The sequence below is a fragment of the Alcaligenes sp. DN25 genome (genome assembly GCF_023674485.1).
Classification (GTDB): domain Bacteria; phylum Pseudomonadota; class Gammaproteobacteria; order Burkholderiales; family Burkholderiaceae_B; genus Alcaligenes; species Alcaligenes phenolicus.
Map to the genome: position 1 here is coordinate 3352642 of NZ_CP098408.1, position 22759 is coordinate 3375400.

General features: G+C 56.8%; 22 protein-coding genes. 12 read left to right on the forward strand and 10 right to left on the reverse strand.

Annotated features, from left to right (window positions below):
• Positions 1–72 precede the first annotated feature (72 nt).
• Both NBV64_RS15555 and NBV64_RS15560 read left to right on the forward strand, forming a co-directional pair.
• Positions 73–2220, forward strand: a complete 2148-nt coding sequence (locus tag NBV64_RS15555) for a phosphocholine-specific phospholipase C (protein ID WP_022983583.1) — start codon at positions 73–75, stop codon at positions 2218–2220.
• Positions 2221–2280: 60 nt separating this feature from the next.
• Positions 2281–3177, forward strand: a complete 897-nt coding sequence (locus NBV64_RS15560; protein WP_250756095.1) for a LysR substrate-binding domain-containing protein — start codon at positions 2281–2283, stop codon at positions 3175–3177.
• A 115-nt stretch (positions 3178–3292) separates the two neighbouring features.
• On the opposite strand, the gene phnX is transcribed toward NBV64_RS15560, so the two are convergent.
• From phnX to phnD, 5 genes are read right to left on the reverse strand one after another with little or no spacing between them, the layout of a single operon-like run.
• Entirely contained in the window at positions 3293–4135 is an 843-nt protein-coding gene (gene phnX / locus NBV64_RS15565; protein ID WP_009460724.1) for a phosphonoacetaldehyde hydrolase, read from the reverse strand.
• A gap of 48 nt (positions 4136–4183) precedes the next feature.
• Positions 4184–5296 (reverse strand): iron-containing alcohol dehydrogenase PsrA, encoded by a 1113-nt coding sequence (psrA, locus tag NBV64_RS15570; protein ID WP_250756096.1) that lies wholly within the window; start codon positions 5294–5296, stop codon positions 4184–4186.
• A 25-nt stretch (positions 5297–5321) separates the two neighbouring features.
• Entirely contained in the window at positions 5322–6137 is an 816-nt protein-coding gene (phnE, locus tag NBV64_RS15575; RefSeq protein ID WP_009460720.1) for a phosphonate ABC transporter, permease protein PhnE, read from the reverse strand.
• Between the two features lie 2 nt (positions 6138–6139).
• Positions 6140–6955: a phosphonate ABC transporter ATP-binding protein gene (phnC, locus tag NBV64_RS15580; RefSeq protein WP_009460718.1), complete on the reverse strand. Its 816-nt coding sequence runs from the start codon at positions 6953–6955 to the stop codon at positions 6140–6142.
• Positions 6952–7842, reverse strand: coding sequence for a phosphonate ABC transporter substrate-binding protein (phnD, locus tag NBV64_RS15585; protein WP_425541741.1), 891 nt, complete (start codon positions 7840–7842; stop codon positions 6952–6954). The genes phnC and phnD overlap by 4 nt, the downstream gene beginning before the upstream one ends.
• A 113-nt stretch (positions 7843–7955) precedes the next feature.
• Between phnD and NBV64_RS15590 the strand changes: the two genes are divergently transcribed.
• Both NBV64_RS15590 and NBV64_RS15595 read left to right on the forward strand, forming a co-directional pair.
• On the forward strand, positions 7956–8840 hold the full coding sequence (locus NBV64_RS15590) for a LysR substrate-binding domain-containing protein (RefSeq protein WP_009460716.1): 885 nt from the start codon (positions 7956–7958) through the stop codon (positions 8838–8840).
• Positions 8841–8980: 140 nt separating this feature from the next.
• Positions 8981–10627, forward strand: coding sequence for a long-chain-fatty-acid--CoA ligase (locus NBV64_RS15595; RefSeq protein ID WP_250756097.1), 1647 nt, complete (start codon positions 8981–8983; stop codon positions 10625–10627).
• Between the two features lie 195 nt (positions 10628–10822).
• Here NBV64_RS15595 and NBV64_RS15600 read toward each other — a convergent pair whose 3' ends face one another.
• Positions 10823–12046, reverse strand: coding sequence for an amidohydrolase family protein (locus tag NBV64_RS15600; RefSeq protein ID WP_250756098.1), 1224 nt, complete (start codon positions 12044–12046; stop codon positions 10823–10825).
• Between the two features lie 378 nt (positions 12047–12424).
• On the reverse strand, positions 12425–13042 hold the full coding sequence (locus tag NBV64_RS15605; protein ID WP_009460710.1) for a LysE family translocator: 618 nt from the start codon (positions 13040–13042) through the stop codon (positions 12425–12427).
• Between the two features lie 362 nt (positions 13043–13404).
• Between NBV64_RS15605 and NBV64_RS15610 the strand changes: the two genes are divergently transcribed.
• The 8 genes from NBV64_RS15610 (at position 13405) to NBV64_RS15645 (ending at position 19986) form a co-directional block, all read left to right on the forward strand.
• Positions 13405–14262 carry a LysR substrate-binding domain-containing protein gene (locus tag NBV64_RS15610; protein WP_250756099.1) on the forward strand — a complete coding sequence of 286 codons (858 nt, stop codon included), beginning with the start codon at positions 13405–13407 and terminating at the stop codon, positions 14260–14262.
• Between the two features lie 157 nt (positions 14263–14419).
• Positions 14420–14743 carry an ArsR/SmtB family transcription factor gene (locus NBV64_RS15615; RefSeq protein ID WP_083054599.1) on the forward strand — a complete coding sequence of 108 codons (324 nt, stop codon included), beginning with the start codon at positions 14420–14422 and terminating at the stop codon, positions 14741–14743.
• Between the two features lie 89 nt (positions 14744–14832).
• Positions 14833–16122 (forward strand): arsenic transporter, encoded by a 1290-nt coding sequence (locus tag NBV64_RS15620; RefSeq protein ID WP_250756100.1) that lies wholly within the window; start codon positions 14833–14835, stop codon positions 16120–16122.
• Between the two features lie 22 nt (positions 16123–16144).
• Complete coding sequence (gene arsC, locus NBV64_RS15625; protein WP_250756101.1) at positions 16145–16576, forward strand: arsenate reductase (glutaredoxin); 432 nt, start codon at positions 16145–16147, stop codon at positions 16574–16576.
• Complete coding sequence (gene arsH, locus NBV64_RS15630; RefSeq protein ID WP_274984785.1) at positions 16563–17279, forward strand: arsenical resistance protein ArsH; 717 nt, start codon at positions 16563–16565, stop codon at positions 17277–17279. The genes arsC and arsH overlap by 14 nt, the downstream gene beginning before the upstream one ends.
• Before the next feature lie 146 nt (positions 17280–17425).
• Positions 17426–18094 carry a response regulator transcription factor gene (locus tag NBV64_RS15635; protein ID WP_250756102.1) on the forward strand — a complete coding sequence of 223 codons (669 nt, stop codon included), beginning with the start codon at positions 17426–17428 and terminating at the stop codon, positions 18092–18094.
• Positions 18091–19482, forward strand: a complete 1392-nt coding sequence (locus NBV64_RS15640; protein WP_250756103.1) for an ATP-binding protein — start codon at positions 18091–18093, stop codon at positions 19480–19482. The genes NBV64_RS15635 and NBV64_RS15640 overlap by 4 nt, the downstream gene beginning before the upstream one ends.
• 96 nt (positions 19483–19578) lie before the next feature.
• Entirely contained in the window at positions 19579–19986 is a 408-nt protein-coding gene (locus tag NBV64_RS15645; RefSeq protein ID WP_060186678.1) for a YgiW/YdeI family stress tolerance OB fold protein, read from the forward strand.
• 85 nt (positions 19987–20071) lie between these two features.
• Here NBV64_RS15645 and NBV64_RS15650 read toward each other — a convergent pair whose 3' ends face one another.
• Genes NBV64_RS15650 through NBV64_RS15660 form a run of 3 tightly spaced genes read right to left on the reverse strand, consistent with a single transcriptional unit; the run spans position 20072 to position 22730 of the window.
• Entirely contained in the window at positions 20072–20269 is a 198-nt protein-coding gene (locus tag NBV64_RS15650) for a hypothetical protein (RefSeq protein ID WP_203145455.1), read from the reverse strand.
• Between the two features lie 9 nt (positions 20270–20278).
• Positions 20279–21583 (reverse strand): aminotransferase class I/II-fold pyridoxal phosphate-dependent enzyme, encoded by a 1305-nt coding sequence (locus tag NBV64_RS15655; protein WP_250756104.1) that lies wholly within the window; start codon positions 21581–21583, stop codon positions 20279–20281.
• Positions 21516–22730 carry an MFS transporter gene (locus tag NBV64_RS15660; RefSeq protein ID WP_250756105.1) on the reverse strand — a complete coding sequence of 405 codons (1215 nt, stop codon included), beginning with the start codon at positions 22728–22730 and terminating at the stop codon, positions 21516–21518. Before NBV64_RS15660 ends, NBV64_RS15655 begins: the two co-directional genes overlap by 68 nt.
• Positions 22731–22759 lie beyond the last annotated feature (29 nt).

The window sequence follows — 22759 nt, forward strand, 5'->3', positions numbered from 1 at the left end:
GGGCACCTTGGCCGGGCGGTGGCCACTGCCGCGCCTGGCCCTCTTGCAACACTCAATCGACAAGGCTTTCCCATGACTTACCTTAATCGTCGCAATTTTCTGCGGCTGGCCGCCAGCGCCGCTGCCTTGGGGCCCTTTCCCCCCGCCATTCAGAAAGCACTGGCCATCCCGGCCAACAATGCCACCGGCACCATCAATGATGTGGAGCACGTCATTATCCTGATGCAGGAAAACCGCTCGTTTGACCACTACTACGGCACCATGCCGGGAGTACGCGGCTTTAGTGACCGCTTCACCATCCCCATGGCCTCGGGCGAATCGGTCTGGCGTCAGCAAGGCAGCAGCGGCGTGGTGCAGCCCTATTATCTGGACGCCACCAAAGGCAATGCCCTGCGCGTGGGTGGTGCACACGACTGGAATGACCAGCAGGAGGCTTGGGACGGCGGCCGCATGGCCTTTTGGCCCAAAGCCAAATACACCAATGTGGCTATGGGCTACCTGAAGGAGTCGGACCTGTCCTTTCACTGGTCTCTGGCCAACGCCTTTACCGTCTGTGATGCCTATCACACCTCCATCAACACCGGCACCTTCACCAACCGCATGTTCCTGTGGAGCGGCACCAACGGGGCCAATGTCACCGGGCGTGCCTGCGTGACCAACTCTAACTGGGGGGGCCTGGGCCCATCCGAAGACGGGCTGGACTGGACCAGCTACCCGGAGCGTCTGCAGGAAGCAGGCGTGCGCTGGAAGGTCTACAACCGTCCCGGCAACAACAGCAATAACAATCAGCTGGTGGCATTTGCGTCCTACCGCAAGGTCAATGAAGAGCTGGCCTCGATGGGCTCACCCTCGGCCACTTATTCACCACAAATGGAAGCACTGTCCCCCTTGTACAAGGGCTTTGGCAATACCATGCCCGACGGCGGCTTTCTGCAAGCCATTGCCGACGATATCGAGATGGGTGCCCTGCCACAGGTCAGCTGGATTGTGGCCCCTGGCCCTTACAGCGAACACCCCAGCATGGGCGTGCCCGGACAGGGTGCCTGGTATCTGGAGCGTTTGCTGAACATCCTGACGGCCAACCCCGAAGTCTGGAGCAAAACCGTTCTGATCGTGAACTACGACGAAAACGACTGCTTCTTTGACCACATGCCCCCACCAGCCCCGCCATGGCGTCACCGCGACGGCACTCCGGCCGGCAAGTCCACCGTGGATGTCTCGAACGAGTACTACACCATGCCCGCCCCGGATGGAGACTCGCGCAAACTGCCCCCCGATGGCCGCCCCTTTGGTGCCGGCCCCCGTTTGCCAACCCTGATCATTTCTCCCTGGAGCGTGGGCGGCTGGGTGAACTCCCAGCAGTTTGACCACACCTCCGTTCTGCGCTTTCTGGAGCAGCGCTTCGGTGTGCAGGAGCCCAATATCAGCCCCTGGCGTCGAGCCGTATTCGGCGACATGCGCTCCTGCTTTGACTTCAAGTCCCCCAATGCCAACAAGCCTGCCCTGGTGTCAGCCCCCACCCGCGATCAGGCCGATGCCACACTGGCGCAGCAAGTACAGGCGGGCAAGGTTCCCATGCCGCCTGTGGGTTCCGAGCCCATGCCCACACAGGATCTGATGCTACGCCCCTCCCGTGCCCTGCCTTATCAATTGCATACCAGCGCCAATGTGGATCTGGACAAGGACAAGGTCTGGCTGACCTTCAGCAACACTGGCACCCAAGGCACCGTGTTCCATGTGTACGACGAGCTGCATCTGTCCGAGTACCCACGTCGCTTTACCGTAGAAGCCGACAAGATGATTTCGGACTCCTGGACCGTGGGCGCAGACCAGAACGGCGACTACAGCTTGTGGGTGCTGGGCCCCAACGGCTACCACCGTCATTTCAAGGGCAATCTGCACGCCCTGCGCCAGGGCCCCAAACCCGAAGTCCGCGTCTGCTACGAGCCCAAGGCCAACACCGTCTCCCTGACCATCATGAACGTGGGTAGCGAAGCGGCGACCGTCACGGTCACCGCCAATGCGTATCGGGAAGATGGCCCATGGGTGTACACCGTGGACCCCGGCATGCAGATTGACGCGCGCTGGTCGCTGGAAGGCTCGGCCAACTGGTATGACTTCACCGCCACCATGGGCGAACATTTCGAGCGCCGCTTTGCTGGCCGTCTGGAAAATGGCCGCGACGGGATCAGTGATCCGGCCATGGGCGTCGCACGCTAGTCATACTGATCAGGCAAGATAGGGCAGCCAGTCCCGAAAAAAAACAGTTAGAGAAACACGATGACGCTCAACCAGATTCGGGCCTTCGTCATGGTGGCCCAGCACGGTGGCTTTACCGCCGCCGCGCGGGCCCTGAACATGAGCCACACCACGCTCAGTTCACAAATACAGATGATTGAACGCGAATACGGAGCCGAGCTGTTTCATCGCCGGGGCCGGCGTGTCGAACTGTCCACCCTCGGGCTGGAAATGCTGCCCATGGCCCGGCGCATGATCTCGCTGGAATCCGACATGCGCCAAATGCTGGATGGCACGGGCAAGCTGCACTACGGCACCCTCAAACTGGGTGCCGTCAGCCCTTACCACGTCACCGAACTGATCGAGTCCTTCCACGCGGTGTACCCGCGCATCAAGCTGTCCGTCAAACTGGGCAACTCCGAGCTGGTCCTGGACGATCTGGACAAGTACGTCTGCGATGTCGGCGTCGTGGCCAGTTGCCAGCCCCAGCGCCGCTACTACATGCAGCCCTATGCCCGTTATCCGGTCATTGCCTTTGTGCGCCATGACCACCCCTTTGCCAAGCGCGATGCCATTGCCCTGGACGAACTGGCTGGCGAGCCTTTGCTGATGCGTGAGGAAGGCTCCACCACTCGCAAGGCGCTGGAAGATGCCTTGCATGAACACAAGATCAAGGTGGATATCGCCATGGAAATCGGCAGCCGGGAGGCCTTGCGCGAATCCGTGGCTCGTGGCCTGGGAGTGGGTACGGTCTCCGAGTCCGAATACGTGCCAGACCCGCGCCTGCGGGTGGTGCGTATCCAGAATGAGCCGGTCTGGACGCAAATCCATGTCTGCTGTCTGCACGAGCGACGTGAGTCGCGCCTGGTGGCCGCCTTCTTCGAGGCCATTGCTCAACACCAAAGCGCCCTGTCCAGCGACTGCAAGCTACGTGCCTAGTCGCCTGGCGGCGCAATACCTGAAGCACGCCCGGCCATACTGATACCAGGCATAAAAAAAGCGGGGCATAAAGCCCCGCCCTTCCCTTCACGCCTGATTCAATGCCCCCACGAAATCAGGGTGTTTCGCCTTGTGCCAGACGCGCCTGGATCGCCTGGACAATGGCTGGGAAGTCCGCAATGGTTTCAATCACGTAGTGCGCGCCGGACTGGCTCAAACGCTCGCTGGCTCGCTCGACTCGTGCTTTTACTTCAGCTGGGTCAGCAGTCTTCAGTTCGGCCAGCGACAAGCCCACTTCGTTACCCGACAGGCTCAAGCCCACCGTCCACATCCCCGCACGGCGGCCTTCTTCGATACCGGGCACGGTATCGTCCACTTTGATGCAACGACGCACATCACCCACGCCCAGAGCCAGAACATTGGCCAAGGCCATGAAAGGACCGGGACGACCACCCGCAGGCAACTCATCACCAGCGATAACGCAATCGGGAGCCAGGCCCTGGCTGGCTGCAGCAGGTAGCAACACATCAAGCACCTGACGAGGGTAGCCCGAGCAGGAACCCACTTTGATGCCCTTGGCACGTAACTGCTCCAGAACAGCTGCCGCCCCTTCAATCGGAGCCGAGTACTCGGCTACTTTCTCGATCTGCATGGGCATGAAACGCTCGTAGATGGCATCAATATCGGCATCCGTGGAAGCACGCTCGAACTGGGCCACCCATTGGTCCTGAATCGATTCAGTCGCCAGCAAGGTACGGATATGATCGCGCTTGGACAAGCCCATGGGACCACGTGCCTGCTCCAGGCTGATCTGAATCCCGAAGGTGGCAAAGGCATCCACAAAAATCTGTGTCGGTGCCAGAGAACTGAAATCGACCAGCGTGCCAGCCCAGTCAAAAATAACGGCCTCGACCTTGTCCGACATAAGCGTATCCAGAGCATTGAAATTCTGAGTCATTATTGAAAAACCTTCAGTTTTGAAAACAAACCGGATCAATAGCCGGGCTTATACCTGCACAGCATCCAGAGTCTGTGCACCAATGAAATTACGTCCTCGCGGGCCTTCCAGAGCCTGGGCAATTCGTTCTTGCCACTGCTCGGGAGCCAGACCGTAAGCGGCCGGGTCTGTACTGACGCCCAGCCCCTGCAGAAAACGGGCCAGAGCCGTCACCGCCTGCAGGCCGTTGTGCGCATCAAAAATGGACAGCAGCAAGCGGTCCAGATCTGCATCCTGCCCCAGTGCCATTTGCATCACATGCGGCAAGCTGAAGGAGCAGGCGATGCCATGCGGCAGCCCTTGTTCCAGAGTCAGCTCGTAAGACAGGGAGTGAGCCAGAGCCGTCTTGGTATTGGAGAACGCCAGCCCTGCCATGACGGCCGCAACCGCCAGTTGGCCGCGCAGCTCCAGGTTGGACAGGTCCTGCATCAGCAGTGGCAGGCTGCCCATGATCTGGCGCGCTGCCGAGACCGCCAGACTGGCCGACACCGGATTGCGGTTGACGTTCCACAAAGACTCCAGGGCGTGCGACAAGGCATCCAGGCCGCTGGCCAACGTCGCCGCTGCAGGCAGGCTGCGCATCAAGCCCGGATCAATAATGGCGGCCTGAGGCCAGGTCCAGGGCAGATGCAGGGAGTACTTGCGCCCCTGTCCCTTGTCCCAAATCGTTGCCCAGGGGGTAACCTCGCTCCCGGTGCCTGCCGTGGTGGGCACGGCAATCAGGCTGCGCACCCGCCCTGGAGGCTGGCTCAGGCTGGTCTTGCCGGACAGGCAGTCCAGCAATTCGGAAAACGTGCCCGAAGGCGTGCTGCTCAGCATGGCTTTGGCACAATCGATCACGCTGCCACCACCCAGAGCAATGATGCACTCCACATCGGGATGATCGCGCCACAGGCGCTCATACAGCGGGGCCAGCCAGGACACATCCGGATTGGGCTGTATATCGGTTTCGATCGCCACCAGTTGATCGCCCAGCAAGGCTTGCAAACGATCGCACTGGCCCAGCTCACGCGCTTCGGGAAAGGCAATCAGAATGGCTCGCCGGGTTCCCAGATGCTCGGGCAGACGCTCAAAAGCCCCATGCCCTGCATCGATCTGAACTGGATTGAAAAAATGCCACATAACAATCTCAAAAGAAAAACTGCAATCAATCGCGCCCGTTGTGGCGAATCGCTTCGCGCAGGCGGTTGGAGATAAGGTCGGCCACCACCACCATCACGGTAATGACCACAATGCAGGTCGCTGTTTCCTGGTACTTGAACAGTTTCAGGCTGCTGACCAGTTCAAAGCCCAAGCCACCGGCCCCCACCATGCCCAGCACGGTGGCCGAACGCAGGTTGACCTCGAAGCGATACAGGATCACGGCAATCCAGGCGGTAATAACCTGAGGCAAGACACCGAACACAATCACCTGCAAAGGACGCGCGCCGGTAGCACGCAGGGCATCCAATGGCCCCTGGTCAATTTCCTCAATGCTTTCGGCAAAGAACTTGCCCAGCATTCCCACTCCATGTACGGCCAGAGCCAACACACCAGGAAAGGGGCCCAGACCCACGGCAGCCACAAACACCAGGGCCAGAATCAGCTCATTGATACTGCGGATGATGTTCAGGCTTTGGCGGGTAAAACCGTACAAGTAGCGGTTGACCTTCAGGTTACGGGCAGCCAGAAAGGACACGGGAACTGCGCCGATCACGCCCAACACCGTGCCCCAGATCGCAATCTGAATGGTCTCGATGGCCGGAGCGAGCAAATTGCCCAAAATGCTCCAGTCCGGTGGAAAGGTGCGGCTTAGAAAGTCGGCAATTTGTGGCAGGCCGGCAGCAAACTCGGCGGCGCTTAACTGCGCCCCCTCTGCGCTCCACTGCAATCCCACCATAATGGCGGCCACCATCAGGGCGGTCAGAATCCAGCCCTTGGCGCTGGTCGGGGTAGACATGACCCAGGAGTACTTGCTGTCCATCTTCACGCTCCCTTGGTAACAATGCTTAGCGGTTCGGCCAGAAAAGAAGCGGCATCACCCGTACTGCCCGACACACCGCTGTGCCCAGGCTCGGGGCCGGGGTAAATGCGTGCCAGATCATCCTCAGTCATCTGCTCCGGGGCACCGTCATACACCACACGGCCATGAGCCAGACCCACAATGCGATCCGCAAATTCGCGTGCGTAATCAACCTGGTGCAGGTTGCAGACCACGGTAATGCCCAGTTCCCGGCTGGCATCGTGCAGATAACGCATCACCAGACGGGCCGTTTTAGGGTCCAGACTGGCAACCGGCTCGTCGGCCAGAATGATGCGCGGGCGCTGAGCCAGCGCACGGGCAATGCCCACCCGTTGACGCTGACCACCGGACAGGGAGTCGGTACGGGCCTGGGCCTTGTGCGCCAGCCCGACCCGTTGCAGACAGTCCTGGGCCAGAGCGATATCTGCCCGGCTGAACAGTTGCAAAATGGAACTCCACACGGGCACCGCCCCCAGGCGCCCAGTCAACACATTGCGTAGCACCGACAAGCGCGGCACCACATCGTGATGCTGGAAAATCATGGCAACCTGGCGCCGCAAAGCTCGCGTATCCTGGGCGGACATGGCGTCAATGCCGGCCACGGACAACTCGCCCGTATCCGCTTGGGCCAGCCGGTTCATGCAGCGCAGCAGGGTGGACTTGCCCGCCCCGGACTGGCCTAGTACCACCAGGAACTCGCCAGCCTCTGCATCCATGTCCACACCACACAGCACCTTATTGCTGCCGTAGCACTTGTTCAGGCCACGCACACGGATCATTTCATGCTCCGCAGATCCAGATCCAGCACCTTGGCAGTATCGCGCACTACGTTGTAAGCCGCGTCAGTGGTAGGCTGGAAGCCATTGAGCATGCCTTGATCGCCCCAAGGAACATTTTTAATATTGGCCAGAGCCTTGGCGACTTTCTCTTTCACGCTTGGGTCCAGATCCTTGCGCCAGACCATGGGCGACTCGGGAATATCGCTGGACGACCAGACAACCTTCAAATCGCCTTCGGCCAACTGACCCTTGGCAATGGCGCTGGTATAAATACGGTCAGCAACAGCGGCAGCATCAACTTTCTTGTTGGCCACGGCCAGCAGACTGGCATCGTGCGAACCGGAGAACACCACACGGGAAAACAGCACCTCGGGCTTGTAACCGTCGTTCTCCAGGCCCGCTTTAGGGAACAGGTGGCCGGAGGCGGAACTGGGGTCAACAAAGGCAAAGGTGCGATCTTTCAACTGCTCCACATTTTCAATGCCACTGTCTGCGCGCACCACGATCAAGCTCTTGTAAGCGCTTTTGCCCGTCTTCTTGGTCACAGCCACGGCAAAAGCTTCTACATCGGCCACCGAATTGGCCAGCACATAAGAGAATGGGCCCAGATAAGCCACGTCCAGCTTCTTGGCACGCAGGGCTTCGATGATGCCGTTGTAGTCCGTGGCGACAAAGGGCTCGACCCTCATGCCCGACTCGCGCTCCAGCTGTTCAATCACCTGCTTGCTGGATTCGATCATGGCTTGGGAATCCTCGGCAGGGATCAAACCAATGGTCAGCGTGTCCTGTGCGGCCTGAGCCGCTGTACCGAACACCGAAAAAACAGCTGTAGCGGCCGTTGCCGCGATGAAAGAGCGGCGGGCAGTCTGAAATACGTTCTTGTTCACGGCAGTCGTCCTTAGGGTTTGTAGGAGGAATGCCAACATCTTAGGAAGGTCACATTGCCTTCATGTTATCGATTTAGGATTGAAAACATCAGTTATCTATAGATGGAGTCTATATGTCCGCCGCACGCCTACGTGCCTTTCTGGCTGTTGCCCGCCACGGCAGCTTCAGCGCCGGGGCTCGTGCCCTGGGACTGGCCCAACCCACCGTTACCAAACAGATTCAGGGCCTGGAACAACAACACGATGTCGAGCTTTTTCATCGCCGGGGGCGCGGGATTCAGCTAACCCAGGTCGGGCTGGCCCTGCTGCCCGTGGCACAGCAACTGGGGGCTCTGGAAATAGATGCCTTCAACCTCCTGCATGACAGTGGCAAGCTGCACGTGGGGCGCTTGCGCATTGGGGCCGTGGGGCCTTTTCATGTGATCGAAATGGTAGAGGCCTACCACAAGCTGTTTCCAGGGGTGGATATCTCCATTCATATGGGGAACTCGGCCGAGGTGCTGGCCGACCTGGCCGACTATGCCACCGATATTGCCGTGCTGGCCGGAGCCTGCGAGGACCCGGCTTTTCACACCGAGCACTACGCCAGCCATGCTGTCATTCTGTTCGCCCCCTTGTCGCACCCTTTGGCCCGGCACGACAGCGTGCCTCTGTCCGCCTTGCAGGATGCGCCGTTATTGCAGCGGGAATCGGGCTCTACCACACGGGCCTGTCTGGAAGCAGCACTGGAAAAGGAGCATATCCGGCCCCGCGCCGTCATGGAAATTGGTAGTCGGGAGGCCTTGCGGGAAGCCGTCGCCCGAGGGCTGGGCGTCGGTACGGTATCCGAGGCCGAATTCATTCCGGACCATCGTTTCAAAGCCGTTCGTATTCAGGGAGACCCCGTGCGCACCGACACGTATTTATATTGCCTGGCCGAGCGCCGGGACAGCCGCATGATTGCCCAATTTTTCACAGAAGCTTTGGCATTACGCAAGCAAATACAAACGACTACATAGACGTATTTGTGAGTTTCAGGCTACTGTGCAAACGTAGGCCATGACAGTCAGTGATGTGTTTCGTCCATTTTCTGCGCGTAGACTCACAGTTTCAAGGCCCGTCAGTTCTGTTTGATTTACTCCCAGGGAGGACGAAGACCATGCTTGGCATGATGATGAATACCCCACTGCTAGTATCATCCATACTGCGTCACGCAGCGAACTATCACGCAGACCGAGAGGTCGTCTCCCAAACCGTTGAAGGCCACATTCACCGGTACACCTATACAGATCTGTCCAAGCGCAGCCAGCAACTGGCCAATGCGCTGAAAAAAATGGGTCTGCAACATGGCGACCGCGTCGGCACCCTGGCCTGGAACGGCTATCGTCACCTGGAGCTGTATTACGGCGTATCGGGCTCGGGCCTGGTGTGCCACACCATCAACCCGCGTCTGTTTCAGGATCAAATTGGCTACATCATTGAACACGCAGACGATAGCGTGCTGTTTGCCGACCTGAACTTCATGCCGATTCTGGAGGCCTTGGCCGATCGGCTGTCCAAGCTGAAAGCCGTGGTCATCATGACGGACGAAGCGCACATGCCCAAGTCGGACCTGCTGCCCAATCTGCAGTGCTATGAAACCCTGATTGCGTCTGAATCCGATCATTTCGACTGGCCGGTGTTTGATGAGAACACGGCCTGCGGCCTGTGCTACACCTCCGGCACCACGGGCAAGCCCAAAGGCGTGCTCTACAGCCATCGCTCCACGATCTTGCATGCCTTTGCCTTGATCATGCCCGATGCCCTGTGTCTGTCTGCTTCCGACACCATCACCCCCATCGTGCCCATGTTCCACGTCAATGCCTGGGGCCTGCCCTATGCGGCCTTGATGGTGGGCGCCAAACTGGTCTTGCCCGGCCCGAAACTGGACGGCGCCAGCCTGCATACCCTGTTTGAAAACGAAGGGGTCACCATGACAGCCGGTGTGCCTACCGTCTGGCTAGGCCTGCTCGACTGGATGCAAGCCAATGGCAAAACCTTCAGCAGCCTGCAACGTCTGGTGATTGGCGGCTCGTCTGCGCCTCCAGTCATGATTACCCGCTTCCAGAAGCTGGGTGTCAAGGTACGCCACGCCTGGGGCATGACGGAAACCAGCCCGGTCGGTCTGGCGGCTGCCCTGCTGCCCAAGCACGAGTCCTTGCCGGAGAACGAGAAACTCAAGCTGCTGGCCAAGCAAGGTCGTCCGCTCTTCGGGGTCGAGTTCCGGGTAGATGGCGACGATGGTCAACCCATTGCCCGCGACGGCAAGATGTTTGGTGCCATGATGGTGCGCGGCCCCTGGATTGCGGCTTCTTACTTCAATAGCAATGACACCTCTGCCCATACAGAAGATGGCTGGTTCAATACGGGCGACGTGGTGACCATTGATCAGGATGGCTTTATCCAGATCGTGGACCGAACCAAGGATGTGGTGAAATCCGGTGGCGAATGGATCAGCTCCATCGAGCTGGAAAACATTGCCCAGGCTCACCCGGCGATCAAGGAAGCGGCTGTCGTAGCCAAGCCCGACGAGCGCTGGGGCGAACGTCCGGTTCTGGTGGTGCAGCTACAGGACGACGCCACCTTCACCAAGCAGGACATGATTGATCTGTTTACAGAACAAGTCTCCAAATGGAGTATTCCTGACGAACTGATCGTGGTCGATGAACTGCCCCACACAGCAACCGGCAAGCTCTTGAAAACCGCTATTCGCAAGCTGATTCAGGAGGATCTGGACAAGCTGGCTGCGCAGAACAAGGCCGGTTAACCAGGCTGCATCCAGCCAGATGCCTGAAAGCAGAATCAAGAAGCCAGGCTCGGCTTTCTTGACGCGCAATCGCAAACAGCCCCCCGACAGTTATCCAACTGTCGGGGGGCTGTTTTTTGCCTTTGCCATTGGCTTTGTCAGGGCCAGAATCAAGGCCAGTATCTATGGCTGGCCCATATCAACAGCATGCCCCCTTCAAGGATGCACAGGCGTAGGAATATCCCAGATATTGAGATCCGCATTCTCGCGCTCCCAGGCCCGCACAGAGAACTTGGCACGATTGAACAGACCCAGATAGTTTTCATAGCGAATCTTGTTGCCTATGGCCACTGGCAACTCGTCCAGAAACTCCCTCATCTTGGACAAGTCCGCATGGTACTGAGCCGGTTCCATCAAACCGCCCGGTGTCACTGAAGTGGGAGGGGCCGACTCAAAGCGATTACGCGTAAAGATCACCACATCTGAACCCCACAGAATCCGGTTCTGGTATTCATTGAAGAAATTCAGCCAATCCTGGCGACTGGGCATGCCCGGCTCGGGATTCAACATATAGTCCTGCACCAGATCCCAGGAAATATCGGTAGACCAGCTGGGGCAGGCATCCAGCACTTCTTTCACGCGCGTAATGTGGTCGCTGGTGGGTTTCACAAAACGCCCCAGGCCCGTATGCGCCCACACCACCTTGGCTTTGGGCGCATGTCCACACACGTGCTTCAAGCCGTCCACATAGTCCTGATCGGGATAGGAATGCTCCAGCTCACCCTGGTAATTGACCTCTACCCGGTACATATCATTGTGCAAGATCGCGACCAGACCAATCTCTTCAATGGTCTTGAACAAATACTCCAGCGACTCGGAATACAGCGATACCTTGCTGCCATCGCCCGCATCAGGCGGTAGCGGCACAGAGGGGGCCTTGGTTTGTTCTACCGTTTCACCAGCCAGCTTGCTGGACACCAGCTCCTTGTGAATGGTGAACTCTCCCACCCCGGCAAACACGCCTGGAAAACTGAGCACCGCACGCTTGATATGTTGCGAGGCATATACGTCCATGGGATTGAAGGCCGTAATCATGACATCCAGCTTTTCCTGATACTGGGGCGGCAAGCGCTCGTACTCGCGCGCAAACATGGCATCCACAAAAGAGTAGTAATACAAGTCTGCTTTGGGGCCTATGTAGTAGTTCGGGCCATACATCTGATTGCCAGACTGTGCCTGGTACTGTTCAAACCCATCCCAGCGTTGCTGCAAAGGAATCGGCATGATGGTGGAGCGCACAATTTGCTGGCGATTGGCGCTCATATAGCGCTCTGCATATTCCTTTAAGGAAATACCTTGCATGGCGTAATTGGAAGCGTGGAAATGCACGTCTGCATACAGCTGGCTGGTATCCAGCCGGGGCTCCGGGCTTTGAGCCATAACACCGCTCTGAACCGCTGCGAATAAAGCCAGGCCAGACGCAGCCAGCGCTTTTGCGTTTATATGATGGCAAGTCATTCTTGTCTCCCTCTCTACAAGTAGTGTGCGAAACCTGAAACGGCAACGTAACAACCATACCCAGAGCGCCGTCAATAAATGACAGAAGATAACAGATATTCTTTTAAAGAATTTAATTCATATTTTTTTCCATAATTTTATATTTTTATTATTAATAGCCATACAAATATAATTCAAAATCAAATTAAAAATAAAATACTCAATTAAATTCTGAATTTAATTCAAACCAATTTATTAATCACTTCAATAATCAGGCAGTACAAATCGCCTGTGCACAGCACCTGCTCCCGCATGGCCGCCCTAAGACACCGAGTTGGCAAATAGCAGCGAAGCGCCCAAGCTGAACAAGGCCACGCCTATCACCCTGTCCAGCAATCTTTGCCGGGCCAGCATGGCTGCCCGCAAGCGCTTGTTTGAGAACACCAGCGCCACAATGCTGAACCAGACCCAATGGGCAAAAGACATGAAAAATCCATAAGCGAAATTCAGCCAGAACGATGCATCCGGCTGCACCAGCTGCGTAAAGGTGGCCACCACAAACAACATGGTTTTGGGATTCAAGGCATTGGTCAAAAACCCCATGCCAAAAGCTTGCCAGGCGCTGGGCATATTTCCTGCCTCGCCGTCCGTATTCAAAACAGTGCGATTACGGAAAGACTGATAGCCCAGGTACATCAAGTACGCTGCCCCCACCACTTTCATCACCAGAAACAAGGTGGGAGACTGAGTAATCAGAATCGCAACGCCCAGCACCGTGTAGACCACGTGCACCTGCACCCCGGCAGCAATACCCAGAGCCGAAATCAGGCCAATCTTGCGGCCAAAGGAATAGCCATTACGAGTGACCATGGCAAAGTCGGGGCCTGGGCTGATCACGGCCAGGATAGTGATAGTGGCAACGGCCAACAGTTCATGCATTTTTAACAAGCCTAAGTTTGATGAAATCGGTGTGACAAGCTAGGTCAAAGGCAGCCAAACCGCAGAGCCAGTCCTACACTCTAGGAATGAGATCGTTCCTTCGCGAACGATCTACCAGTCTGCAAAGACCGCTCCAGTTGGAATGTGAAAACCCTTCCTGGTGAGCTATGTATTCATCCAATTTATATAGTTTTTGCGATTCTCAACGGGACCAATCCAGATTTTCAAAACCCAAGAAAAACCCTCCCAAACTTCTATCGTTTTCTTGTTTTAATATTCGCTCTCAGGATTTCATTATTGATAATCCTGTGCTAATTTAAAAACGATAATTCCTGCGCTATTTCTGTGAGTTTTCATCGACCATGCAAATCCCCAATCTCACGGCCTTCCGCTACTTCGACACGGCCGCCAAGGCAGGCAGCTTTGTGCAGGCAGCCCAGCTGCTGCATGTCACTCACGGCGCGGTCAGTCGCCAGATTCGGGCGCTGGAAGAATCTTTGGGGGTAGAACTGTTTGAACGGCGCAATCGAGCTGTATTTCTGACACAGGCAGGCCGCCAGCTTTTGCATGTGACCGCGCCCATGTTCGAGCGCTTGGAAGACGTGGTGTATCAGTTGCAGCAGACCCAGCGTGAACATGCGCTGGTCGTTTCCTGCGAGCCAACCATTGCAATGAAATGGTTGATACCCCGACTGGGGGATTTCCACACTCTGCACCCCAATATCACCGTGCATCTGATTACAGCCGGGGGACCAGTGAACTTTGCTCAAATGGGAGTGGATCTGGCCATACGCCGTGACGACTTTCATTGGGCAGACTCGGTCTGCGGCCTGAAGTTGTGCGAAGAAATGATAGGGCCGGTCTGCCAGCCCCACTATCCCCACACCCAGGACACGGCCAAACAGGTGCTGATACAAAGCAGCTCCCGTCCGCAAGCTTGGGCCACCTGGGCGCGACTTAGCGGCCAAGTCATACGCTCTGCCAACAAGCTGGAACTAGAGCATTTTTATTTATGTATCCAGGCCGCCTTGTCCGGACAAGGCATGAGTATTGTGTCGCATCTGATGGTGCAAGATGAACTGCAAAGCGGTCAGCTCATTGCCCCGCAAGGATTCATTGCGGACGGCTCGGCGTACTACCTGCTCTCTCCCCAGGCTCTGGATCAAAACCCGCGTGCGGAAGTATTTGCCGACTGGTTAAGTGAGCAGTTGGCGGCTTAAGCCTTGCGCTGGCGGCAAACAGAAAAATGGGCCATACGCGCTATACCAGAACATCATCGTGACTTTGTCTTTCAAATAGATAAGCAGTCTGCAAAAGTACTGCGCTTGGAAATCAATAATTTATTCAACAATTCTTGAATTGTTGTATTATTACCCCATGGAAGAATCTCAAGTTATCCGCTCCCTGGCCGCTTTGGCCCACGAAGCCCGCCTACGGGTTTTCCGCGCACTCGTTGTTGCCGGGCCCACCGGACTGACACCCGGCTCTCTGGCTGAGCAGCTAGGCATTGCCCCCAACGCCCTGTCCTTTCATTTAAAGGAGCTTAGCAACGCCGGGCTGATCCACGCCGAGCGGCAAGGTCGCAATCTGCTCTACAGCGCCACCTTTCCCGCCATGAACGATCTGCTTACTTATCTGACCGAGAATTGCTGTCAGGGTCAAACCTGCCTCCCAACGCAAGACCTGTGTCAGAACTGCTAGAGCGCCGGACACTTGATATCCACGTCCTGCAAAAACCACTCGAAACTTCACTGCCTTGCTGGCTATCCCCCTGATCAGAGCACTCCGTCATGCTTCTTGCTGTACTCATTTTCATCGCTACCTTAACCTTGGTGATCTGGCAGCCCAAAGGTTTGGGCATTGGTTGGAGTGCCTCTTTAGGCGCAGTTGCTGCCTTGCTGTCTGGCGTCGTGCAATGGACTGACCTGGCCCTGGTCTGGAATATCGTCTGGAACGCCACCGCCACATTTGTCGCCATTATCATCATCAGCCTGATATTGGACGAGGCAGGTTTTTTTGAATGGGCCGCCCTGCATGTCGCCCGTTGGGGAGCCGGCAACGGGCGCAAGCTCTTTGCCTTTATCGTGATTCTGGGCGCAGCAGTCTCTGCCCTGTTTGCCAATGACGGGGCCGCATTGATTCTGACGCCGATTGTCATGGCCATGTTGCTGGCCTTGGGCTTTTCACCGGCAGCAACTCTGGCTTTTGTCATGGCAGCCGGTTTTATTGCGGACACAGCCAGCTTGCCGCTGGTCGTCTCCAATTTGGTGAACATCGTCTCTGCCGACTACTTCAAACTGGGCTTCACGGACTACGCCGCCATCATGGCACCCGTCAACATCGTGTCTGCACTGGCCAGCCTGGTCGTTCTGATGCTGTACTTCCGTCGCGACATTCCCGCCCACTATCGCCTTGAACAATTAAGAGCGCCTGCTGAAGCTATCAAGGACATGGCCAGTTTCAAGGCTGGCTGGATGGTGCTGGCGTTATTGCTGACAGGCTTTTTTGCACTGGAACCCCTGGGTGTCCCTGTCAGTGCGGTTGCCGCAGCAGGCGCCATCATTTTGCTGGCGGTTGCCGCCCGTGGCACAGTCATCAGCACACGAAAAGTGCTGCGTGGCGCCCCCTGGCAAATCGTCGTGTTCTCGCTGGGCATGTATCTGGTGGTTTACGGCCTGCGCAATGCCGGGCTAACCGATTACCTGGGTTTATTGCTGGATCAGTTCGCCCAAGCTGGCGTGTGGGCGGCGGCCATGGGTACCGGCGTCCTGTCTGCGCTGCTGTCCTCGGTGATGAACAATATGCCCACGGTCCTTGTCACAGCCCTGTCCATTGACGCTTCCAGCGCCGAGGGCGTCGTCAAGGAAGCCATGATTTACGCCAACGTCATTGGCAGCGATCTGGGCCCGAAATTCACACCTATAGGCAGTCTGGCCACCTTGCTGTGGCTGCATGTCCTGGCCCAGAAAGGCACAAAAATCAGCTGGGGCTACTACTTCAAAGTAGGAGCCATCCTGACCACACCCGTCTTGCTGATCACCCTGGCAGCCTTGGCGCTGCGACTGGGTATCGCCCACTAAACCCTGATATCAAGATCGCGCCATGACAGACATCATCATCTATCACAACCCCGCCTGCGGCACTTCGCGCAACACCTTGGGCCTGATCCGCAATAGCGGGCAAGAACCCACCATCATCGAGTATCTGCAAACACCGCCGGACCGCAGCACGCTGACTAAGTTGATCGCAAACTGTGGCCTGAGCGTGCGTGAAGTCCTGCGACAAAAAGGTACGCCCTATGAAGAACTCCGGCTCGGCGACCCGAAATGGAGCGATGAACAGCTGATTGATTTCATGTTGCAACACCCGATTCTGATCAACCGCCCTATTGTTGTCACCCCATTGGGAACGCGCTTGTGTCGTCCCTCGGAACAGGTGCTGGAGATACTTCCCCAAGCACAACAAGGTGCCTTCCGGAAAGAAGACGGCCAAACCGTTATTGATGAAAAAGGACAAAGAATTGAGCAAGCCTGATTTACCCAATCTGGACGAGCACGCATTTAACACTCCAGATATGGCAGAACTGCTGCCTCAAGCACGCGCCACACACCCACCTCGAATTCTGCTTTTATATGGTTCCCTGAGAGAACGCTCCTACAGCCGCTTTCTGACACAAGAAGCAGCACGGCTGCTGGAAGCAATGGGTGCAGAAACCAGAATTTTCGACCCGCAAAGCCTGCCCTTGCCCGACGGTGCAGCAGAAGACCACCCGAAAGTGCAGGAGTTGCGCCAACTCGTGCAGTGGGCCGAAGGCATGGTCTGGACATCGCCCGAGCGCCACGGTGCCATGAGCAGCGTTCTGAAAGCACAAATTGACTGGATACCGTTAAGCATCGGTGCTGTACGCCCAACACAAGGCAAAACACTGGCCGTGATGCAAGTGTCAGGCGGCTCGCAATCCTTTAACGCCTTGAACCAGATGCGGGTTCTGGGCCGCTGGATGCGCCTGATCACTATCCCCAACCAGTCTTCGGTTGCCAAAGCCTTTCTGGAATTTGACGAAGAAGGCCGCATGAAACCTTCGTCCTACTACGAGCGCGTGGTGGATGTGATGGAGGAACTGATGAAGTTCACCTTGCTGACGCGTGACTGTGCGCAGTATCTGGTGGATCGATATAGCGAGCGCAAGGAGACGGCGCAGGAGCTGTCTGCACGGGTACAACAGCGCAGCATCTAGCGCGCCAAACAGAACGGAAAACACCTCGCTGCGCTTTTCAAAAACACACAGTCGCTATACAAACAAGGTAGGGGCTTGCCCCTGCTTTACCTCATACCCCGCAGCAACATCAGTTTCCCTTCATCTTTCCCTGCCAGGCTTTGCACATGCGTATTCTCTTAATCGAAGATGATCCTTCGCTGGGCAGTTCCTTGCAGTCCTGGCTGCATCTGGACGGCTACGCTGTGGACTGGTTGCAACGTGGCGACCAAGTGGCCACGGCCTTGGCCACTCACACCTATCAATGCATCTTGCTGGATCGGGGCTTGCCTGGTCTGGATGGCGACGCGGTCTTACGCAGTCTGCGAGGGGCCAATGGATCTCACGCACAGGTGCCCGTCATTGTGATCACTGCGCGCGATACCTTGGCTGACCGGGTACTGGGCCTGGATCTGGGCGCGGACGACTATCTGGTCAAACCATTTGATCTTGAAGAGCTGTCCGCGCGAGTACGTGCGGCCTTGCGCCGCAGTGCCGCCCAAGCCTCTCCCCAATGGCGTCACGGTCCCGTCGCCATTGACCCGACAGCCAAGCGCGTCACCTTGAACGACAAGCCTGTGGCCGTAACGGCACGCGAATTCGCTGTTCTGCAAGCCTTGATGCATCATCCCACCCATATTCTGAGTCGTGCCCAGCTTGAAGAAGCCCTTTATGGCTGGAGCGAAGAAGTGGAAAGCAACGCTATCGAAGTACACATCTACAATCTGCGCAAGAAATTGGGCAGTGACTTCATCGTCACCGTACGTAATCAAGGCTACGTTCTGGCACCCGCATGAAAAACCTGCTCCAGAAACTAACGCGTATCCGCTTTACCGCCAAGTCCCCGGTGTCACGCCCGAAAGGCTGGTCCTTACGACGTCGTCTGCTGCTTACCGTCATGGGCACCAGTATTGGGCTGTGGCTGGTCAGCCTGGCCATCGTAGTCGGAGTGGCCTGGCACGCAACCGGCGATGTGCTTGATGATGCCCTTGAAGAAGGGGCACGTCTGGTACTGATGCTGGACCCGCAAGAGGCGCAGGCTTCTGCCAATACAACAGACACACGACTGAACCGTGACGCGGCTCTCAAGCTGCGCATGTATTACCAGCTCGTGGCCGCAGATGGCCGGGTACTGCTACGCGGCGACGACACTCCCAAAACGGCTTTTATCCCCCAGGCGAAACGCAAGCAAATCACCACTGTCTGGGTTGATGACGAACTCTGGCGGGTTTACGTGCGCCCCGGAGCCGGAGGGGTCACAGCCCAGGTTGGCCAGCCTATGGAAGAACGCCTGGAGCTGCTTGAAGACATGGCCGAGAACCTGGTGTGGCCCGCAGTGGGGCTACTGGCGCTGCTGGGTCTGTCCAGCTGGTTCCTGATCCGACGCCTGATGCGTCCTTTGGAGGACACGGCTAAACGCATCAATTCCAAATCGTCTGATGACCTCACTCCTGTAGAAGGCGGAAATCCCCCACGCGAGCTGCAACCCATGCTGGATGCATTGAATGCGCTCATGGCACGCTTGTCTTCCGCACTGGAAAGTGAACGGCGCTTTACGTCCGATGCCGCACACGAACTGCGTACGCCCTTGGCCGGGCTGCGCATGCGCGTTCAACTAATTGAGCGCGAGCTGCAACTGCCTGACGCCCATCTGCAGCAATTACGCGCAGACCTGGACCGTTGTACCGCCCTGGTAGAAAGCCTGCTCGCCCTGACGCGACTGGAGCCGCAGGCCGAACCCTTGAAGCGTGAAACCGTAGACCTGAATCAGGTCCTGGACAGTCTGGTTCCATCACTGCCTTCGGCATCCATCAACATGGAAAGAGCCCTGGCCGTCACAAGCATACAGGCGGCGCCAGTGCTGTTAAACAGCGCTTTACGTAACCTGATTGGCAATGCCATTCGCTACGGCGGCGCAGGCATCCGAGTACGGGTCGAAACAACACGCAGACACGATGGCGGTGTACGCCTTGCGGTCCGAGACAATGGGCCTGGCGTCCCCCCCGAACAACGGCCCAGACTGGGAGAACGCTTCTTTCGCGTATTGGGAACCGGCCAAACAGGCAACGGACTGGGTTTGTCCATCGTGGCCCGCATCGCGGCCTTGCACGAGGCCACGCTGTCCTTTGAAGAAGGGCTGGACGGCCAGGGTCTGAGTGTCGTGCTGGATTTCCCACCTAATTAAGTATCTTAAGATTGCCTTCAGGTTCGGGGGGTCTAATAAAACTATTCCGCAATCGGCGGAACATTGACCCGATAACCCGATACAGGAAACCCAATCATGCGATTCACTTTACCCACTCTTGCCGCCGTACTTGCTCTGAGCGCCACCGCTGCCCTCGCGCAACCAGCCAACTACACAGGCCCAAGCAATGCACCTCAAGCCGCCACGGCTGCCGGCTCCTACTCTGGCCCTAACAATGTGCCGCTCATGACCGTCAAGCAGCTCCTGGAAACCGGCCGCGACGATCAAATCGCGCGTTTGCAAGGCCGTCTGGTGTCGTTTGAAGGTGATGAGCGCTATATTTTTGAAGATGCCACCGGCCGTATCACGGTAGAGATCGACAACAAGGACTTTCCGGCTGGTCAAACCATCAGCGCCGAACAGAAAGTGGAGCTGACGGGCGAGTTCGACAAAGGCCTGCGCAAAACTGAATTTGAAGTCGACCGCCTGAGCCTGCTGCCTTAATCCTGCCTGGTCTGATGTCCCAGTGGAATTGGTACCGGACAAGCTGAAACCAATGGGCTTATCCGGTACCAGGCCCCCTCAGCCATCAACCGCATAAGCCACCAAAGGCGAGGCCGTCAATCCGGCGGTCGCTCAGGGTGGCAAAATCAATCGGCAAGCTCAGCAACAGAGCCATCAAGCTGATAACAAGATACCGAAACCATTGCTTGGAGCGTCGCCCGCTATCTGACAGCACCAGCGCATGGAAAGTCAGTACGACAGAAAACAACAACGTCAAAAACATCTGTCCCCCTCATTCCAGCGTCTCAAGCAAGGAGTAGCCCCACACACTCTGATCCTTCTGAGCAAGGGCAATCTGGAGTGCCAGATCAATATCCTGCTGCAAGTCGGCAAGTGACTCCAAGCCCACAGACAAGCGCACGAGATTGTCCCCAATCCCGCAGTGCATGCGATCCTCCGGCGACCAGCGTCCATGTGTCGTTGATGCCGGGTGCGTGACCATGCTGCGTGTATCTCCAATATTGGTGGCAATTGAAATCAGCTGCAAAGCATCCATGAAAGCCCAAGCCTCTTTTTGGCTCGTGCCCACTTCAAAGCTGACCACCCCTCCAAAGCCGGCCTGCTGCGCGCAAGCGATTTCATGGCAGGGATGCGACTCCAGGCCCGAGTAAAACACCGAACCGACATTCGGATGCTTATCCAGCCAACGCGCTATCGACAGTGCGCTGGCACTGATGCGCTGCATACGTAACTCAAGCGTCTCAAGACTCTTGAGCAGTAACCAGGCATTCATAGGGCTCAGGCAGGCTCCTTGCGAACGCAACACCGCCCGCAGTGGCTGCATCAATGCCTCGGCCCCACCGACTACACCGGCTATGCACCGCCCTTGGCCATCCATATATTTACCGGCAGAGTGCAATACCAGATCCGCGCCGTGCCTCAATGGTCGCTGCAAAACTGGGGTCAGCATGGTGCTGTCTACCAGGAGCAATGCCCCATGGGCATGGGCCATGCGCGACAGCCGGGCAATATCGGCAACCTGCTGCATCGGATTTGCTGGAGTTTCAACAATAACCAAGCATGTAGCACTATCGATCGCCTTTTCCCAAGCGTCGTAATCCAACATGCCAACGACGCGCACCTCCACTCCATAAGGGGAAAAATGCTGACGCAACATCGTCAGAGTCGTGCCAAACACATCACGTGCGCACACGATATTGCGACCACTCGCGGCAAACGCCATCACCACCGCTGACAATGCGGCCATGCCGGATGCAAACGCTACCGCCGCTTCAGCCTCCTCCAGGAAAGCAACCCGCTGCTCGAAAGTCTTGACTGTTGGATTGGTAAATCGACTATAGACATTGCCCGGCTCCGTCCCGCCAAAACGAGCGGCTGCCTCACTGGCTGAACTGAAGCAATAGGCAGAGGTCAGTGCAAGCGGTTCGCAAAAGCTGTCAGAGACATCGATACCCTGTCCAATCCTGAGCATTTGAGTAGCACCTTGGTCATTGAACATCATAGAGATCTCAGTTGAATTCAGATTGAGTCCGTCGAAACGCAACAGACGACAGAAAGAGTGAAGAAATACCGGCAATCGCGGTCAGCATGGCCAGGACCATGACTGTGGCCTGATAGCTACCCAAACGGTCATAGCCGTAAGCACCTAATTGAGCAGACCCAAAAGCGCCGATCTGATGAACCAGAAAAAGCATGCCAAATACCTGTCCCTTGACGGCGCCTCCATAGCGATCCAGACAGATCGCTGAGGTCAATATGACTGTTCCGAGATAACTGGCCCCAAATACAGCCGCAAATACATAGGTCGTCACTATCCCGGAGGGAGCCAATAACAAGCTCATAGCCAGACAGCGTAGTACGTAGAATGCCGCCAGCAGCCGATGCTGGGAGAAGCGCAGCGCCAACCAGCCAGCCACTAAACCGCTAATCATTTCCAGCACGCCAAACAGGCTCAAACTCATCCCCATGCTTGCGCGGCTGACCCCGGCATCGCGCCATAAAGGCACCAGATGAACGTCAATGAACGCCATCGACGCCCCACAGCCGAAGAAACCAAAGGCAAGCACGTAAAAGCCAGGATCGCGCAACACGACAGGCCAAGTGCCAACGCGTTTCTCCTGAATATGTCCGACAGACTCTTTCGCAGGCAAAGGCACTCGTGCCCCCAGCCAGAACAGCAAGGCCAAAGGCCCCAGGAACAGCAGACCAACAACAAAAAAGACCTGCTGCCATTCGAAATGGGCTTGCAACCACAACCAGAATGGGGAAAGGACAATGAATCCAATTGCCGTGCCATTAGTGATCAAGGCATAAGCGAAGCTTTTATTTTTCTGGTCGAACAACCGGTCAACCAATATGCCCATGGGCACAAACGTCATCGCCGCCAGAGAAAACGCCGCCAAAAGTCCATACAAAATGACAAAAAGCCAGTACTGATGAGGTAGAAGGCCAAGCAAAAGGAATGCTCCCCCTCCAAGCACACTGCCGATCAAGACGGTCCAGATGGGCCCAAAGCGATCCGACAAGGCACCGACCATCGGCGATGCCAGCCCGGATACCAAAAGGAACACCCCGCCCACAAAACCGAAATCTGATCGGCCGCGCTCAAAAGACAGAGCCAGGTCATTGAAATAAACCTGGAAAACCCCTTTGAACGCGCTCGAGAGAAACATGGCCAGAAATCCCAGCCCGACCAGAGAGCGGACAACATTCTTGTTTTGCATGAAGCAACATCCACCTCAGATTTTCAATG

Coding starts and splice junctions, on each gene's coding strand:
- NBV64_RS15620 (WP_250756100.1), top strand. CDS start 14,833: ATGCTTCTTGCTGTACTCATTTTCATCGCTACCTTAACCTTGGTGATC.
- NBV64_RS15640 (WP_250756103.1), top strand. CDS start 18,091: ATGAAAAACCTGCTCCAGAAACTAACGCGTATCCGCTTTACCGCCAAG.
- NBV64_RS15615 (WP_083054599.1), top strand. CDS start 14,420: ATGGAAGAATCTCAAGTTATCCGCTCCCTGGCCGCTTTGGCCCACGAA.
- NBV64_RS15660 (WP_250756105.1), bottom strand. CDS start 22,730: ATGCAAAACAAGAATGTTGTCCGCTCTCTGGTCGGGCTGGGATTTCTG.
- NBV64_RS15635 (WP_250756102.1), top strand. CDS start 17,426: ATGCGTATTCTCTTAATCGAAGATGATCCTTCGCTGGGCAGTTCCTTG.
- NBV64_RS15555 (WP_022983583.1), top strand. CDS start 73: ATGACTTACCTTAATCGTCGCAATTTTCTGCGGCTGGCCGCCAGCGCC.
- phnX (WP_009460724.1), bottom strand. CDS start 4,135: ATGACTCAGAATTTCAATGCTCTGGATACGCTTATGTCGGACAAGGTC.
- NBV64_RS15645 (WP_060186678.1), top strand. CDS start 19,579: ATGCGATTCACTTTACCCACTCTTGCCGCCGTACTTGCTCTGAGCGCC.
- NBV64_RS15560 (WP_250756095.1), top strand. CDS start 2,281: ATGACGCTCAACCAGATTCGGGCCTTCGTCATGGTGGCCCAGCACGGT.
- NBV64_RS15590 (WP_009460716.1), top strand. CDS start 7,956: ATGTCCGCCGCACGCCTACGTGCCTTTCTGGCTGTTGCCCGCCACGGC.
- phnC (WP_009460718.1), bottom strand. CDS start 6,955: ATGATCCGTGTGCGTGGCCTGAACAAGTGCTACGGCAGCAATAAGGTG.
- NBV64_RS15600 (WP_250756098.1), bottom strand. CDS start 12,046: ATGGCTCAAAGCCCGGAGCCCCGGCTGGATACCAGCCAGCTGTATGCA.
- NBV64_RS15610 (WP_250756099.1), top strand. CDS start 13,405: ATGCAAATCCCCAATCTCACGGCCTTCCGCTACTTCGACACGGCCGCC.
- NBV64_RS15595 (WP_250756097.1), top strand. CDS start 8,981: ATGCTTGGCATGATGATGAATACCCCACTGCTAGTATCATCCATACTG.
- NBV64_RS15650 (WP_203145455.1), bottom strand. CDS start 20,269: ATGTTTTTGACGTTGTTGTTTTCTGTCGTACTGACTTTCCATGCGCTG.
- psrA (WP_250756096.1), bottom strand. CDS start 5,296: ATGTGGCATTTTTTCAATCCAGTTCAGATCGATGCAGGGCATGGGGCT.
- NBV64_RS15605 (WP_009460710.1), bottom strand. CDS start 13,042: ATGCATGAACTGTTGGCCGTTGCCACTATCACTATCCTGGCCGTGATC.
- arsC (WP_250756101.1), top strand. CDS start 16,145: ATGACAGACATCATCATCTATCACAACCCCGCCTGCGGCACTTCGCGC.
- phnE (WP_009460720.1), bottom strand. CDS start 6,137: ATGGACAGCAAGTACTCCTGGGTCATGTCTACCCCGACCAGCGCCAAG.